Here is a 14,841-nt window from a genome sequence, read left to right as displayed (position 1 = left end):
TGCCGAGATCATCAAGGCCATGATGCCGGACTTTGCCAGCAACAGTATTGCGGTGAGTGAGAGCCTCAGCTCTTCGGTCGTGATTGAACGTGCGCTTGAACGTGCCATCGGAGATGTTCACAACGACAGTTCGATCTCCTCCAAGGGGCGGAAGAAGGTGATTACCAAGGTGCCGTTTGAATACGGGATCTTTGAGCTCAAAGCGGCCACGGCCATGGTCTTTAAGCGCCTCGGGATCACTCGCCACACTGTCTATCAGCAGATTCGAGAGCGTAAGGCGAGCCAACAGGACTAGGTCCCCCCCTGCCATCCATGGGTCGTCATGAGGCACTCGACATCGGCAGTCGGGAGGCGATTTCTCCTACTCCGTGGTGTGTCCCTTGAAGGGGGCCGGATGAGTTCTGCGCCCCTATCCGATCATGGATAAGGGTGGACTGATTGCGGGCGTTGTGAGGTGGCTTCAAGCCGACGGGCCCTGAGCTGGTCATAGGCCCAGTTGAACACCAGGGCATAGATCAGGAAGAAGGCGACGAAACCCAGATCCAGGATCAGGACGGCCCAAAACCCCATCTGCAGTTGCCACATCAGTAGCGGGATGGTGGTGGCAAGCAGCCCCAGCTCAAACCCCAGCGCATGGCCCAGGCGCATGGCCAAGCTTCGGCCGAGGCGGTCGGGCCCCATCCACTTGTCAAACCCCAAGTTATAGAGATAGTTCCAGACCATGGCGATCAGGCTAAGCAGGATCGCGGTCAGGGTCATGGTGCCTGCATCCTTGCCGGTAAAGAGCATGCTGGCAGGGATCAGGATCGCCATGGCAAACAGTTCGAACAGGAGGGTGTGAAGCAGGCGTTCACCGGTACGCATCGGGGGGGCCATCGTGGGACTCCGTTGGGAAATTTGCCCAGATTGTCATCTGAAACTAAGATGGCTAAAAGTTAGGACCTATCAGAAGCGCTTATATGTATAGCCTTGAACAACTGCGGATGTTTGCCCTGAGCGCTCGCTTGGGATCCTTTTCCGCAGCGGCCCGACAATTGGGAAAGGCTCAGTCGGCGGTCAGCCAGGGGATCGCGAACCTGGAGATCGATCTGGACTGCTGTCTGTTTGAGCGGACCGGCCGCACTCCCAGCCTGACCCGGGAGGGGGGGCGGTTGCTGCCACTGGCAGAATCCATGTTGGGACTGTGCCGGGATCTGGATCGGACGGTACAGGCCATTGGGGCGGCTCACGAGGATGAACTGTTTCTGGCCATTGATGAGGCGTTGATGGTGCCGGGAATGGGGGGGCTATTGCAGGATTTCGAAGCACACTTCCCCACGACGGCACTGAATTTTCACACGGCTGCCAGTCCCGACATACGAGGCCTGGTGGGATCGGGAAAGGCGCAACTGGGACTGATGTTTGCAGATACGGCCCTGCCCCAGGATGTCTCCCTCTGTTATCTGGGCTCTTTGCCCTTTGTCGTTGTTGTCTGCCCACAGCACCCTCTGGCCAGTCTGGCTGAGCCGGATATTGATGATCTGCAACGGCACCGTCAGTTGCTGGTCAAGGGCTTCGATGGAGCGGGGTTATCGCATTTTCCCGCGGTTGCGACTCAGCTCTGGTGGACCAATACCTTTTACCTGCTACGGGAGCTGGCCCGCCAGGGGTTGGGCTGGAGCTATGTCCCTCTGCACCTGGTTGAAGCCGAGCTTCGTTCTGGTGCTCTGGTTCGCCTGTCCGTGCAGTTTGATCACCAGGCCTGGCGTGCCCCGGTAGAATTGGTGATGGCAAAGGGCTCCGAGCCGGGGCCAGCACTGGATTGGTTATCAACAAAGTTAAAATCCCTTTTTTCGGATCCGCCCAAGCCCAGTGCCGGGGCGGCTAACACAGGGTTCCAAGGAAGCTGATTGTGCACATTACGGATCTCTATACCTATCCGGTGAAATCCCTGCAGGGGATCCGGCTTGAACGGGCGACACTGGCGACGACCGGCCTGCCCTGGGATCGCCACTGGATGGTGATCGATTGGCGCGGGCGGTTCGTGACTCAGCGCCAGTTGCCACGGATGGCCCGCATCACTACGGCGCTGACCGGTAGCCACTTGCAGCTAAGGAGTGGAGGCATTGAGCTGGCTGTTCCATTGTATGAAGATCTCACGAGCCTGGTTCCTGTTCAGATCTGGGGCAGTGATCTGCAGGCATTTGATCAGGGAGCACAAGCCTCCGTCTGGTTGACTCAGGTTTTGGGTTTGTACCGGGGGGAGCCCCTTCGTCTGGTGCGCTTCGATCCCAGACGCCCTCGTCATATCAAGGCCAAGTATCTGCGGGAGCCGGAAGTCGCCCACACCCAGTTTGCTGATGGCTTTCCCTACCTGATTGCATCTCAGGGCTCTTTGGATCGTCTGAATCAGGCACTGGAGCAACAGGGAGAGCCGGCCGTATCCATGAAGCGTTTTCGCGCCAACATAGTGGTGGCGGGAATGACACCGGCCTTTGCCGAATTGTCATCTATGGTGCTACAGCACCCCACTTATTCTTTGGCGATCCGTAAACCCTGTGAGCGTTGCCCGGTGATCACGGTCGATCAAGTCAGTGGCGAGCGGCCAAGCCCTAGAGAGCCCCTGAAGACCTTGATGGGGATGGATCTCATCCAGGATGGCAGAGCCTATTTCGGTGGCAATGCCTTACTTTCTCTTGGAGAGGGGAAGGACATTTGCGTGGGCGATCACGTTGTTGTCGCTTAGCGTGCCCTGTCTCGAACTTGTGCCATTTTCGCAGGCTACCATGCAACAAATGGCCTGAGTTTTGTGAGCCCAATTTCATCTGCATTACACTGCACGACCGGGCCATTGCTCACCCTAAATGCTCGATTCGGAGCGGCTTCCCATCGTTCCGGTCATAAAAAAAGCACCCTTCTGCCTGACAAGCACGAGCAATGGCCCGCTCTCCCACCTCTCTGCCCTTTTGGGATTGGCTTCTTGTTTCCTTTTAGGGGCAATGATCGTTAAGCCTTGCTCCTTGCTCCTTGCTCCTTGCTCCTCGCTCCTCGCTCCTCGCTCCTCGCTCCTTGCTCCTTGCTTGTGTGCTTCATTAAGCAGGTCTTATTGCTGCTGAATGAAGCACAAGGTGGGAGCCACACTATCTTGGGTCAATGCTTGTTGGTTGGATGCGCCTCATTGGTGTGAGAGTCGGGGAAACGTCGGGAAGGCCATGGCGAACCCATCTCATTCCTGTTTGTTCCTAACCACCAGGGTTGGGTAGATGTCGGTTGTTATCGGTTGGCCCCTGTTAAGGCTCTGAATTTTTGTTGGAAAGCGTCTAAATGAACAGGTTTTCACAAATGAGCGCATCCTGGGCGCAGGTTTGTGAGCAGAGGTGTGAGTGAATGTTGCATTTATTGCCGCGCAAGTGCATTGAAGTGAGGGGACAATGCATCTCGCGTGATCTGTCTTGGAAAATGGGCGGTATCGTGATCCCTTGCGGTGTCTCGGGGTGGTTTTGCTGGAGTTGTTCAAAGATCTCACACTTAACGCTCAAAAACTGAAATTAACGCGGTTTCACACTTACGCGCAGTCAGACCAGTATGTATAATCCGCCCCGATTTTACTGGTTGTAACTTTCTTTCAGGGGAAAAGCAGATGGCGCTTTGCGATATTGGTTTTGTTGGTTTGGGTGTAATGGGCAAGAGCCTGACACTGAACCTCGCGGACAACGGCTATCAGGTGGCCGCGTTCGATCTGGACCAAGACAAAGTCGACAGCGTCTTGACGCAGGACATGGTGGAAAATAACAACCTTGCTCGAGTGCAAGGCTGTGACTCTTTCGGTGATCTGTTGGCCAAGGTGAAAGCGCCCCGTACCATCGTGTTGTCCGTGCCTGCGGGAGCGCCAGTGGACAGTGTCTGCCGCAAGCTGATCGAAGCCGGGATCGGGCCGGATGATACCGTGGTCGACACAGGTAACAGCCTGTGGAGCGATACCGTTCGCCGTGAAAAGAAATACGCCGGCCTGTTTATGTTCTTTTCTACCGCCGTTTCCGGTGGGGAAGCGGGCGCCCGTTTCGGGCCATCCCTGATGCCGTCCGGTGACCGTCGTGCCTGGGATCGCATCAAGCCGATGTGGCAGGCGATCGCTGCCAAGGTGGATCCGCAAACCGGCAAGCCCATCGAACGCGCCGAGCCGGGCAATCCGGTGAAAGAGGGTGAGCCATGTGCCGAATACATAGGTCCTAATGGTGCGGGTCACTATGTGAAAATGGTGCACAACGGCATCGAATACGCCGATATGCAGTTGATCTGTGAAGCCTACCACGTCATGCGTGATGCACTGGCCATGTCTCCGAAAGAGATTGCCGCGGTGTTCCGCCAGTGGAACCAAGGCGTGCTGGACAGCTACCTGATTGAGATCAGCGCCGAGGTGCTTGAGGAGATGGACAGTGCCACTGACCAGCCTCTGGTGGACGTGATCCTGGATCGTGCCGGGCAGAAAGGTACTGGCATGTGGACCGCCATGAGCGCCCTGGAGTTGGGTAGCCCGGCTCCAACCATTGCTCAGTCCGTATTTGCCCGCTCCATGTCCAGCCTCAAGAGTGAGCGTGTGGCCGCGTCCAAGGTGCTGGTGGGACCGGAACGCATGGTTGTCTCCGAAGAGGAAAAGCGTGAGATCATTGCTCAGCTGCATGATGCCCTCTACTGCTCCAAGATCTGTGCTTACGCACAGGGCTTCCAGTTGATGCGCTCTGCGGCGAAGGCCAATGGCTGGACCCTGGATTTTGCCGCCATTGCCAAGATCTGGCGAGCAGGCTGCATCATTCGCGCCGTCTTCCTGCAGTCCATCACAGATGCATACCTGCGTAATGACGATCTGGCCAATCTGCTGGTGGATGAGTTCTTTGCCGGTGAGATCGCCAAACACCAGATGAACTGGCGTATGGCCATCGCCAAGGCGACCATGATGGGCATTCCCTGCAGTGGCTTCAGCTCAGCGCTGGGTTACTACGACTCCTACCGCCTGGAGACCTTGCCTGCAAACCTGTTGCAGGGTCAGCGTGATTTCTTCGGTGCCCATACTTTTGAACGCACCGATGCCCCCGCGGGTCAGATGCACCACGTCGAGTGGGGTACACCAGAGCGCGCCATGATTAAGATGTGATCTTGATCGAGACAAAAAAACCGCCTTCGGGCGGTTTTTTTGTCTTCGCAATTTATCACACCTTAGATTAACGCCCTGTTTCATTGCGACTTTCTTAAAACCGTTCTTTACTTGCTTGAGTGTTCCCCAGCGAAACGCAGTCCAAGATCCAGAGGGGAGCACATCATTCTGGTTTGTGGGAGCTTACATGATGATCACGGCGTACTTGCTGATTGGGCTGGTGTTGCTACCCCTGGGGTGGGTCGTAACCCGCCATGAAGGGAGCGGGGGCTTTTGGAGCGAGATCTGGCAGCAATGGCGGCACCAACCGATGCGTCTGAGTTTTCGTTGGGGGATCCAGTTGGCTCTGACAATACTCTTGTGGCCCCTGGTGTTGTTAGACAACCTGTCGAGGCTTAGGGAGCCCAGGCCTCAACTTCCCTTTATGGTGCAGCCGGGGGATTTGAGGGAGCCGGTGGACATAGAGGCGTTGGAGCATGCCGAAGAGATGCGGGCGACGTTGGCGCTGCTTGAGGGGGAGTGGGAAGCGTTTAAGCAGCAGCGGCAGGATGGGGATATCGTCTGGTCATTTGAAGCCTGTTGGGCCGGGATCAGCAATCACGAGCCTCAGCCAATTCAAGGCTTGGTGCTGGTCCGTCAGGGTCAGCCTGTGGCCCATGTATGCACCGATGCGGTCGTGATGAGCACAGAGGAAGGCACAGTCCCCATCTCTATGGAGTCGGGGAATCGCTGATAAAGGGGCAGGGGGGCGGGTGCCCTGTGTCCTGCCCTGTGATCGACACTAGGCTCCGGCTTCATCGTCTGTGCCTTGTCTTAATGCTCCGAGTCGAAGGCCGCAAGATCCCCCGGTTGTCGCAGCATTTTGTCTACTTCATCCTCATGCAGGGTCTCTGTCACGATCATCTCCCTGGCATACTCTTCGAGCAACACCGAGTCTCCCTGCACCGCATCGAGCAGTTGGTAGTAGAGGGCAGCTACCGCCTTTTCGTGGGCCAGACTTTCTCGCAGGATATCGCCAATATCGTGTTGTTTGGTCTCCAGCAGGGGGCCGATCCCCAGAGAGGGATGGCCGCCCATCAGGGTGACCAGTTCGCCGGCCCTGTGGGCATGCTGCAGGCTCTCTTCGGCGTTGCCCTTGAGCCAGCTGACGATGGGGATGCGTCCATAACCGAACACCATCAGGCTGTAATGGGTGTAACGTACGACGCCAGCCAACTCCATCTCCATGATCTGATTGAGCAGTGTGATGGCTGCACTTTTTACTGAGCCTTTCATTTGATGCTTCTCCTGAGGGATTGAACCTCAAGGTTTAGCGCATAAGTCGTCGGCTTGCCGCACCGATGAGGGTGTGTGCGTAACATTGGGCGGCGGGCGAGAAGAGTGATTTAATGGCAGCTAGGAACACACTATCCACAGGAAGTGAGAAATGATGCAATCTTGGCGACGGCGGAGCCTCCTGTTTTTTTGCCTCATGGGTGCGGTCGGGATCCTGTCGGCCTCAGAGCGTCCGACCATAGGGGTGGCACTCTCCGGTGGCGGGGCAAAAGGTGCGGCCCATATCGGTGTGCTGCGGGTGTTGGAGCGACACAGGATCCCGGTGGATCGGATCGCAGGCACCTCCATGGGGGCCTATGTCGCCGGCCTGTATGCCCTGGGCCTGAGTACCGACGAGATCGAACAACGCATGGCGCAGCTGGACTTTAATACCGGCTTCTCCGATGGGGTGCCTCGACAGGCCCTGAATTTTCGCGACAAAGAGTTCGTCGACAGCTATCCCATCGAACTGAAAATGGGTTTTAACCAGGGAGAGGTGACCCTACCCCGGGGGGCGCTGGCGGGACAGACCATGTCCTCCCTGATCCGTCGCTCCCTCGGTCCTGTTCCTCGTGTGAGTGACTTTGATACCCTGCCCATCCCGTTGCGTACCGTGGCGACGGATCTGGCGGATCGCAGTGAGGTGGTCTTTTCCTCGGGAGATCTGGCCACCGCGATGCAGGCGAGCATGACGGTGCCTGGAGCGCTGGCGCCCATCGAGCACGAAGGGCGCTTGCTGGTGGATGGCGGCCTGGTCAATAACCTGCCGATCCAGCTGGTAAGGGAGATGGGGGCCGACATAGTGATCGCGGTGGATATCGGTTCACCCCTGCTGGGCAGGGAGGAGCTGGACTCCGTGGTGGATGTGCTCAACCAACTGTCCGGATACCTGACTAACCTGAGCCGGGACCAGCAGGTGGCGACATTGACCGAGCGAGACTTGCTGATCGTGCCGGATATTGAGGGGGTGGGAACCAGTGATTTTGATCTGATGCCGACGATGGTCCGTCGAGGGGAAACCGTCGCCCTTACCCATCTCCCCTGGCTGAAGGGGTTATCCATGAGTGACGAGGCATATCAGGCCTATCGGCAGGCGAAGCAGCAGCGGCAGCAGGCGCTGCTGAAGTCGGGTCCGCGCCTGGCCAAGATCACCTTGCATAACGATTCCTGGCTAAGGGACAAGGAGATCCGTGAAGCCCTGGGCCTCAAACCGGGAGAGGTGCTGGACAGCGATGGGCTGGAGGCTGCGGTAGCAAGGATCTACGCCCTCAACGAGTTTGAACGGGTCGACATGCAGCTTATCGAGGGAGCATTGGGGCAGGAGTTGGTGGTGACGGCCCGAGGCAAAAGCTGGGGGCCGAATGTGTTCGATCTCGGGCTGCGCTTCGAAGACAACTTCGAAGACGATCTCGATTTTGGTCTGGATCTCGCCTACAGCGCAAAGAACCTGTTTAACCGCCGAATAGAGTGGCGTAACGAACTGAACCTGGGGACTAACAAGCGTTTCAGTACTGAGCTGTATCGTCCCCTGGACGATCTGCGCCGCTACTATCTGCGGGCCAAGTACCGCTATGAAGATCAGCGTTGGACCCGCTTCGAAGCCAATGGGCTCAGGCGGATCGATCAGAGGAGCCACGAAAGCCAGGTTGGCCTGGGCATGAACCTGAAGCCCCGCTGGCAAGCCGAACTCTCCTACCTGTACGAGGATGGAGAGTATCTGCCTGTACCCAAGGATCTCAGTGATAAGTTGGCGCGTTATCATATTCAGGGGCCGCAGTTGTCTCTGGGGTATGATCACCTTGATAGCTCGATGTTTCCCACTCAGGGCGGGCGTCTCACCCTGCAGCTGGCCTATCTGGACAGCCACACACGTCTGCTGCCTGCGTCAGGCCAGCCCGGACTGGAGGAAACCAGGTTGTGGAGCTTCGATGCCCGCTGGATGGGCGCGACCCAGTGGGGCAACCATAACCTGATTGGCAAGCTGGAATGGCAGGGGCTGGATCAGGATGGACTGCACCTTTCTCGAGTCGTTTCCATCGGCGGATTCCTCAATCTGTCGGGCTACAACAAGGATGCACTGTTTGGCAGCCACAAGGCGCTGGCGGGCGGGATCTATCGTTACAACCTGCAGGGTGCGCCGCTGGGGATCACCCGGCCCATCTACCTGGGGGCGTCACTGGAGGCGGGCAATGTCTGGTTGGAGCGTGATCAGATCGCCCTGGAAGATCTGATCTACGCCGGCAGCCTGTTTGTCAGTGCCGATCTGGGGTGGGGGCCCATTGCCCTGGGCTATGGTCACGCCGACACGGGCCAGGACAGCATCTACTTCTTTTTTGGCAAGCCATTCTAGATGGCGGGCGCTCTGTCCGAGGTTTTTGGGCTGAGTACCGCGTAAAACAGGCAGTCACTGACGGCGATCTCCGGATTGGTGGTGATCATAAACAGCTTACAGTCGGACGCCAGTGTCAGGCGCTGTCCCTCCTGGCGAAGCAGGGTGTGAGCGGCACGCCTGCCGGTGCCATCGTGCAGCTCCAGGGCGTCCAGCCCCTGACTGCCCAGCCAGCCCAGGGGCTGTCCCGCTGGCAGCCAGCCAAAGTTAAGCCGTTCAATGTCCGGCGGCAGGGTGAGATCGGCCCAGTCACAGGGGGCTTCGGCGTAGTGAACGGTGCCGCCCGGGCGCAGCATGATGCGCAGTGGTTGAGTCAACACCTCCAGCTGCCAGTCCCCGGAGGGTTCCTGCAGGATCTGCTCCCTTAGCAGGAACTGGGCGAGCCCGGCGCTGGCCACATCATTGGACTGGGGATCTTCCGATCCCCCGCACTCGATGGTGATGATGGGGCTTTGGGGGTGGGTGTGCTCCATCAAGGCTCCGAGGCGGACCTCGGTCAGCAGCATTCGTTCGGTAAACAGGGCGGCCAGGGCGCGGTGGCGTTCGTCGTTGACCGTGGCGACGGCGAAGCTGGGGCCACTGCCCGAGGTGTTGTGCAGATCGACCACGGCTTCCGGCGCTACGGCCTCGATCCGTTGCTGCAGGGCCTGGCTCAGTTGCCAGGCGGAGTGTTCGGCCTGTTTGGGTGTCGGCACGGTAAAGCAGCGGTTCAGATCGGGCAGGCCGGGAAGATGACGATGGCAAAAGCCCGGTGGAGCGATGGCAGCCTGAATGTTGACCAGGCAAAAGTGGCACGTCACCGCTGGCGTGTCTCCTCGACGCAGCCAATGCCAGATCCCATGACTGCCCGAGGGCTCATTACCGTGGAGCAGGGTCACCACCACCCGGCAGCGCTTGGGATCTCGCCCGGGTTGCGTCATCCACACCGGCCCTTCCTGCTGCTTCAGCCAGTGCCAAAGCCCCTCATCGAGGGCATCGGCCTCCGGCAGGGGAACGTCATGCAGGCGATCCATTCTCATGGTGTGGGCACCTCCCATTGCGCCACGGTTTTACCGCTGGCGGCGTTTTTCTGGTAGAAGGCGAACATGCGGGCCAGGGCTGCCTGCCTGCCCAGTACGGGCTCAAACTGCGCCAGGGTCGCCAGCTGCCACTGGGCACCGGTTTGTCGGGTGGCCAAACGTTGTCGCAGCAGGTTGATGAATGTGGCTTGCTCAGAAGGGGCGATCCCCAGTGTCTGCAATCCCGGGCCGGCCTTATCGAGGGCTTCCTCCAGCAAGGGTATGATGGCTTGCTCCTTGAGGCGCCCCTGAGGATCCGGCCAGAGGATCTGGGCATCCAGGCCGTGTTGTGCGGCTCGATAGAAGTTGTATTCGGCCAGTTCAAACGGCAGGGCATCGAGCCGGCGATCCAGATCGGCCCTAAAGTGCTGGGCGAGCCCTATCAGCAGGGCGACATTGGCCAGCATATCGGCGCAGGTGGGGCCTGCCGGCAGGCTGCGGACCTCGATGCGCAGATGGCCGCCGGCGCAGGGATCGTACACGGGGCGGTTCCAGCTCCAGATCGTGCCCTGATGCATCCTCAATGCTGCCAGGGCCGGTCCATCGCCGGGCTTGGGGCTGATATCGCCGGAATGGGGCAGCAGGATGGGGAACAGGCTCACGCCCTGGCGAAACAGCTCCAGGGCGCTGTGGCGGACATAGCCCTTGCCGAAGGAGACACGAGCCGGACGTTTATAGCTGGTTGGGCAGACATTGCGGGAGTCGATGGATTGCTTAAACAGGGGGATCCGGGTTTCCTGCCACAGCCTGTGGCCAAGAAACAGGGGGGAGTTGCCAGCCAGGGCCAGGGCGAAGGGCGTGGCCAGTTGGATGGCGTTGTACCAGTCGGCAAACTCCTCGGGGGGGATCCGCAGGTGCACCTGAAAGGAGGTATTGGCCCCCTCCAGGGTGAGGTCTTCGGCGGTTAACTGAAGGGGCTCGGCGCCGTTGATCTGGATCTGAAAAGGTCCTCCCCTTAGCTGACACAGTTGTTGGGTCAGTGCTCGGTAGCGGGGCTCATCGGTCATGGACGGCAGGCCGAAGTCGGCCCGTTGCAGGGTTGGCAGGATCCCAATGGCACTGATCTGGCAGGCATGGTGCGCCCCCAGGGTGATCAACTGATGCAGTTTATGGGTCAGATCCCGGCACAGGTGGGAGAAAGGAGTATCGCGAAATGGGGTGTAGGGGCAGTTGTACTCGAGATTGAAGCGATTGAGCTCCGGGGTCAACAGGGGATCGCCGGCGGCGGCCAGCAACTGACGGTTGAACATCTTGGGGCGGCCTTCAGGAGTGGTCAGATACAGCTCCAGTTCGGCGCCCAGGGTCATGGGGCCCTTCCCCCAGCCCGGCTGGGCTAACAGTTCCCCAAGGATCTGCAGTTCTTTGTCGAGTCGCTCGGTGGTACGGGTGAAATCCATTTCACGAGTTTGGCTATGCTCGAGTCGCTGTCCCATCGCGATCCTCTCCTTGGCCTTGATCCTTTCATCATATCCGATCCCGCGCACACTGCCATGGTTCGCTGAAATATTGCGCTGATCAAAAAGGAGAATTTAGGAACCGCTGGGGTTATATAGCGAGTGACATGGCGGATCTGGGGTGAGCGCTCGCTCGCAGCATGAGCACAGTGAGCCGGGGAGTTGCCAAGCGGATCTATTGGCCTCGGCCTCCCCTCGATGCGTCATGGGGAGTATGGGGAGTTTGGGGTCAAAAAGAGGGAGCCGCCGGACTCCCTCTGTCGATCTCTTTGGGTTAGCCAGCCCGCATCGCCAGCAGGGCCTTAAGATCGAAGGGTCCCGGATAGCGGACCCAGCCGCCTTCCCCTTGTTGCACTGCCACCATGGACATGCGATCCGCCAGTTCATTGCCCTCGATCCCGGCATGGCCCTTGACGTGTTGCAGCGTCACCTGCTCCTTGAGCTCCTGCCACAGGGCATAGATGGTCTGGATCAGGGCCAGGTTCTGGATCTCGCCACCCGCCCGCTTCCAGCCTCGCTTCTTCCAGCCGTCGGCCCAGACACTGACACAGTTAATGGCGTAGACCGAGTCACACAGCACGGTGACGCTGCGCTTGGCGGCCAGGTGTGGCTGAGCCAGCAGCAGAGATTGGTGCAGGCCGTTGAGTTCGGCGGTGTTGTTGGTGCCCTGCGGGTTGTAGAGGCCGTACCAAAGCTCGCTCAGCTCGCCTTTGAGATAGACGGCGACACCGGTTCCGGCGTTGCCGGGATTGGGATCGCAGGCGCCGTCGCAGTAGATCAGGACGTCGCTGTCAGGCGGGGTGTGCCCCGAGGCTTTGGCGGTCTGACGCGGTTTCTTAACGGGGCTGGCCGCCCCCAGGGCCTTTTGGTGGCCCATTTTCAATGCCGCCATCGCCTCTTCCCGGCTGGGGTAGGCCTTGTACTTGGCCCCTGCGAAGCCACTGACCGCTGCCTGGGCCTTGGGCCATTCGGTAAAGATCCCGGTTTGGCGCCCTTGCCAGACCACGTAGAATTTTTTTGCCATGGTAGGACCCGCAAAATAAGAGGAGTGTTGGCGGCCTATGATAGGGGCTGATCCGGGGGGAGCAAGCGCGGGAGGAATTTTTACCGGGTGCCAGGGGATCCCTGCCCGGTTTGGTCTCTCCGGGGAAGATCTGTCAATCGGGGGGTGAAGGGGTTTCACGAACAGTGTTAGTGTATCCAGACTGGAGTCACCAGTGATTACACTGTAAGCGCCACAGGAAGGTGGCCAATCATCATGAACATAGGGTAAGGACGCCATGATTCACTTATCGATCCGCCTGCGCCTGGGCTTGCTCATCTTCACCGCCATGCTGGCATTGTGCCTGCTCAGTGGATACGGTCTCTATGCCCAAAGAGCCCTGTTAATGGAAGAGCGGCAGCGGGACACGCGGGAGCTGGTGGATTCCGTGCTCACCTTGATGGCGGACTATCAGGCCCAGGCAGACTCCGGGCAGATCACCCTGGCTCAGGCTCAGGAGCGGGCCAGAGAGCTGATCCGGGCGATACGCTATGACGAAAATGGCTATTTTACCGTGTACGATCATCAGGGGCGGATGATCTACCACCCCCACGATGCCAGTTTGATCGGCCAGGATCTGTCTCGGCTGCAGGACGCCAATGGGGTGTACATCTTCCAGGAGGCGATCCGCGCCGCGCAGGATCCCCAGGGGGGCTATGTCGAATACGTCTGGTCCAAGCCCAACGAGACCGAGCTAAAACCCAAGCTGGGGTTCGCCCGCAACTTTGCCCCATGGGACTGGATCGTCAGCTCCGGCCTGTACCTGGATGAGGTGGAAAGCCAGTTTTGGCGACAGGCCTGGACCAATCTGGGGAGTGTTGCGCTGATCTCCCTGCTGCTGCTCAGCTTATCCTACTGGGTTGCTCGCTCGATCATCACGCCCCTCCATGAATTAAGAGACCAACTAGATCGGATCCACAATCAGCGGGATCTCACCGTACGCCTGCCCCTGAGAGACAGGCATGAGATCGGCACTGTAGCCCGGGCCTGTAATGGCCTGTTGCAGGCGGTGCAGGAAGCTTTTTCCAGTGTTCAGCAAAGCACGGGGACCCTGCTGCAGGGCGCCCAGACACTCAATGAGAATGCCGGTCGTATTGCGACCGCCTCGCTGGAGCAGCAGGATGCCTCCCATGCCATCTCCGCCGGTGTGGAGCAATTGAGCCAAAGCATTGCCGGGATCAGCCAAAATGCGGAGAAGATGCGTCAATTGTCCCTGCAGTCGGGGGCCAAGAGCGAACGCACCGCCGCCTCCATGGTGGAGAGTGCCACCAGCATGAAGCAGGTGTCTGAGCAGGTGACTGAGTCCAGTGCCCTGGTGTCGACGCTGGATGGCCAGGCGACGGAGATCCAGACCATAGTCACGGTGATCGAGGAGGTGGCGCAGCAGACCAACCTGCTGGCGCTCAATGCCGCCATCGAGGCGGCCCGGGCGGGGGAGCAGGGTCGAGGCTTCGCCGTGGTGGCCGACGAGGTGCGCAAGTTGGCGGAGCGGACCTCGGACTCGACCGGTCAGATCGCCGGTTCATTGACCCAGATCCAGGGGGGCACGACACAGGTGGTGGAGCAGATGGGCCAGGTGGCCTCCAGTGTCCATGAGGGGCTGGAGCAGAGCGTCGAGCTGGAGCAGGCGGTGCGGGAGTTGCAGGAAGCCTCTGTGGATCTGGGGCATATCATCGATGAGGTCAGTCGGGCGTTGGCCGAACAGCTCAATGCCAGTAATGAGGTGTCTCAGCGTATCGGCAATATCGCCGAAAAAGCCCAGGGCAACAGTGGCGTGGCCGGAGCCACGGCAGACTCGGTGGCCCAGTTGCATACCCTGGCGCAGAGTCTGGAGCGGGCTGTGAACCAGTTTAAACTGGCGTGAGGTGCCCTAGGCTTCGCCGCTTGCAAGAAAGGCCTCAATGGGCCAGCCGAGTCCGGGGGCATTGGGCTGGCCTTAGAGTACTCGCCGTGCCTGCCAGTAGTTGGCCGCCCAGTAAGGGTTATCCATCCGTGACAACATGACTCCGCGGCTGTAGGAGGTATGGAGGAAACTCACGGTGTCCACCATCATGCCGACATGGCGGACATTGGCCCCGGTTTTGAAAAACACCAGATCCCCCGGGCGCAGCTCCTGACGCGAGATCGCCACGCCCCGCTGGACCTGCTGCTCCGTGGTGCGCGGCAGGAGCAGATCGAAGTGATCCCGGTAGGTGAGCTGTACCAGGGCGGAGCAATCCACGCCCTGTTTACTGGTGCCGCCCAGGCGATGGGGAACGCCAGCCCAGTCGCTGTGTTGCTGCATCAGGCGCTGGCTGATCGCCTCGGAGCCCTGGGGCTTGTTGTAACTGGGGGCGCTGCTGGTGGGCGCTGGTGCCTGGGCGCAGCCCGTGAGCAGCAGGGCCAAGAGCAGGAAGGGCAGGGAGAGTGGGCGAAACATAACCATCTTCATCGTGATAACTCCGGAGCAGGAT

13 protein-coding genes are annotated in these 14,841 nt (G+C 59.3%); 7 read left to right on the top strand and 6 right to left on the bottom strand.

Going from position 1 to position 14,841, the window contains the following annotated elements; all coding sequences use genetic code 11:
• Positions 1 to 19: 19 nt before the first annotated feature.
• Positions 20 to 295, top strand: coding sequence for a helix-turn-helix domain-containing protein (locus AC2D8U_RS10335; RefSeq protein WP_484618954.1), 276 nt, complete (start codon positions 20 to 22; stop codon positions 293 to 295).
• Positions 296 to 417: 122 nt separating this feature from the next.
• On the opposite strand, the gene AC2D8U_RS10330 is transcribed toward AC2D8U_RS10335, so the two are convergent.
• Positions 418 to 876, bottom strand: coding sequence for a PACE efflux transporter (locus AC2D8U_RS10330; protein WP_484618953.1), 459 nt, complete (start codon positions 874 to 876; stop codon positions 418 to 420).
• 83 nt (positions 877 to 959) lie between these two features.
• On the opposite strand from AC2D8U_RS10330, the gene AC2D8U_RS10325 reads away from it, so the two are divergent.
• From AC2D8U_RS10325 to AC2D8U_RS10310, 4 genes are all read left to right on the top strand, one after another.
• Positions 960 to 1,889 carry a LysR family transcriptional regulator gene (locus tag AC2D8U_RS10325; protein WP_484618952.1) on the top strand — a complete coding sequence of 310 codons (930 nt, stop codon included), beginning with the start codon at positions 960 to 962 and terminating at the stop codon, positions 1,887 to 1,889.
• A 2-nt stretch (positions 1,890 to 1,891) separates the two neighbouring features.
• Positions 1,892 to 2,725, top strand: coding sequence for an MOSC domain-containing protein (locus AC2D8U_RS10320; protein ID WP_484618951.1), 834 nt, complete (start codon positions 1,892 to 1,894; stop codon positions 2,723 to 2,725).
• A gap of 894 nt (positions 2,726 to 3,619) precedes the next feature.
• Positions 3,620 to 5,131 carry an NADP-dependent phosphogluconate dehydrogenase gene (gene gndA / locus AC2D8U_RS10315; protein ID WP_484618950.1) on the top strand — a complete coding sequence of 504 codons (1,512 nt, stop codon included), beginning with the start codon at positions 3,620 to 3,622 and terminating at the stop codon, positions 5,129 to 5,131.
• 187 nt (positions 5,132 to 5,318) lie between these two features.
• Positions 5,319 to 5,864: a hypothetical protein gene (locus AC2D8U_RS10310; RefSeq protein ID WP_484618949.1), complete on the top strand. Its 546-nt coding sequence runs from the start codon at positions 5,319 to 5,321 to the stop codon at positions 5,862 to 5,864.
• Positions 5,865 to 5,944: 80 nt separating this feature from the next.
• Here the strand turns inward: AC2D8U_RS10310 and AC2D8U_RS10305 are convergent, their stop codons facing one another.
• Positions 5,945 to 6,406: a ferritin-like domain-containing protein gene (locus AC2D8U_RS10305; protein WP_484618948.1), complete on the bottom strand. Its 462-nt coding sequence runs from the start codon at positions 6,404 to 6,406 to the stop codon at positions 5,945 to 5,947.
• Positions 6,407 to 6,557: 151 nt separating this feature from the next.
• On the opposite strand from AC2D8U_RS10305, the gene AC2D8U_RS10300 reads away from it, so the two are divergent.
• Positions 6,558 to 8,795 (top strand): patatin-like phospholipase family protein, encoded by a 2,238-nt coding sequence (locus tag AC2D8U_RS10300; protein WP_484618947.1) that lies wholly within the window; start codon positions 6,558 to 6,560, stop codon positions 8,793 to 8,795.
• Here the strand turns inward: AC2D8U_RS10300 and AC2D8U_RS10295 are convergent.
• The 3 genes from AC2D8U_RS10295 to AC2D8U_RS10285 form a co-directional block, all read right to left on the bottom strand.
• On the bottom strand, positions 8,792 to 9,853 hold the full coding sequence (locus AC2D8U_RS10295) for a M14 family metallopeptidase (RefSeq protein WP_484618946.1): 1,062 nt from the start codon (positions 9,851 to 9,853) through the stop codon (positions 8,792 to 8,794). The genes AC2D8U_RS10300 and AC2D8U_RS10295 overlap by 4 nt on opposite strands.
• A complete protein-coding gene (locus tag AC2D8U_RS10290; RefSeq protein WP_484618945.1) occupies positions 9,850 to 11,325 on the bottom strand; it encodes a glutamate-cysteine ligase family protein in 1,476 nt (491 codons plus the stop codon). The genes AC2D8U_RS10295 and AC2D8U_RS10290 overlap by 4 nt, the downstream gene beginning before the upstream one ends.
• 295 nt (positions 11,326 to 11,620) lie before the next feature.
• Complete coding sequence (locus AC2D8U_RS10285) at positions 11,621 to 12,370, bottom strand: ribonuclease H family protein (protein WP_484618944.1); 750 nt, start codon at positions 12,368 to 12,370, stop codon at positions 11,621 to 11,623.
• 256 nt (positions 12,371 to 12,626) lie between these two features.
• Between AC2D8U_RS10285 and AC2D8U_RS10280 the strand changes: the two genes are divergently transcribed.
• The gene (locus AC2D8U_RS10280) at positions 12,627 to 14,252 is read left to right on the top strand and encodes a methyl-accepting chemotaxis protein (RefSeq protein WP_484618943.1); all 1,626 of its coding nucleotides are present in this window, start codon (positions 12,627 to 12,629) and stop codon (positions 14,250 to 14,252) included.
• Between the two features lie 72 nt (positions 14,253 to 14,324).
• Here AC2D8U_RS10280 and AC2D8U_RS10275 read toward each other — a convergent pair whose 3' ends face one another.
• Entirely contained in the window at positions 14,325 to 14,819 is a 495-nt protein-coding gene (locus AC2D8U_RS10275; RefSeq protein WP_484618942.1) for an NlpC/P60 family protein, read from the bottom strand.
• Positions 14,820 to 14,841: the final 22 nt, after the last annotated feature.

Source organism: Ferrimonas sp. YIN67 (assembly GCF_057219095.1).
Note: the sequence above shows the minus strand (reverse complement) of the source record. Positions and strands in the feature narration are given on the sequence as shown.

Coding starts and splice junctions, on each gene's coding strand:
- AC2D8U_RS10335 (WP_484618954.1), top strand. CDS start 20: ATGATGCCGGACTTTGCCAGCAACAGTATTGCGGTGAGTGAGAGCCTC.
- AC2D8U_RS10330 (WP_484618953.1), bottom strand. CDS start 876: ATGGCCCCCCCGATGCGTACCGGTGAACGCCTGCTTCACACCCTCCTG.
- AC2D8U_RS10325 (WP_484618952.1), top strand. CDS start 960: ATGTATAGCCTTGAACAACTGCGGATGTTTGCCCTGAGCGCTCGCTTG.
- gndA (WP_484618950.1), top strand. CDS start 3,620: ATGGCGCTTTGCGATATTGGTTTTGTTGGTTTGGGTGTAATGGGCAAG.
- AC2D8U_RS10310 (WP_484618949.1), top strand. CDS start 5,319: ATGATGATCACGGCGTACTTGCTGATTGGGCTGGTGTTGCTACCCCTG.
- AC2D8U_RS10305 (WP_484618948.1), bottom strand. CDS start 6,406: ATGAAAGGCTCAGTAAAAAGTGCAGCCATCACACTGCTCAATCAGATC.
- AC2D8U_RS10300 (WP_484618947.1), top strand. CDS start 6,558: ATGATGCAATCTTGGCGACGGCGGAGCCTCCTGTTTTTTTGCCTCATG.
- AC2D8U_RS10295 (WP_484618946.1), bottom strand. CDS start 9,853: ATGAGAATGGATCGCCTGCATGACGTTCCCCTGCCGGAGGCCGATGCC.
- AC2D8U_RS10290 (WP_484618945.1), bottom strand. CDS start 11,325: ATGGGACAGCGACTCGAGCATAGCCAAACTCGTGAAATGGATTTCACC.
- AC2D8U_RS10285 (WP_484618944.1), bottom strand. CDS start 12,370: ATGGCAAAAAAATTCTACGTGGTCTGGCAAGGGCGCCAAACCGGGATC.
- AC2D8U_RS10280 (WP_484618943.1), top strand. CDS start 12,627: ATGATTCACTTATCGATCCGCCTGCGCCTGGGCTTGCTCATCTTCACC.
- AC2D8U_RS10275 (WP_484618942.1), bottom strand. CDS start 14,819: ATGAAGATGGTTATGTTTCGCCCACTCTCCCTGCCCTTCCTGCTCTTG.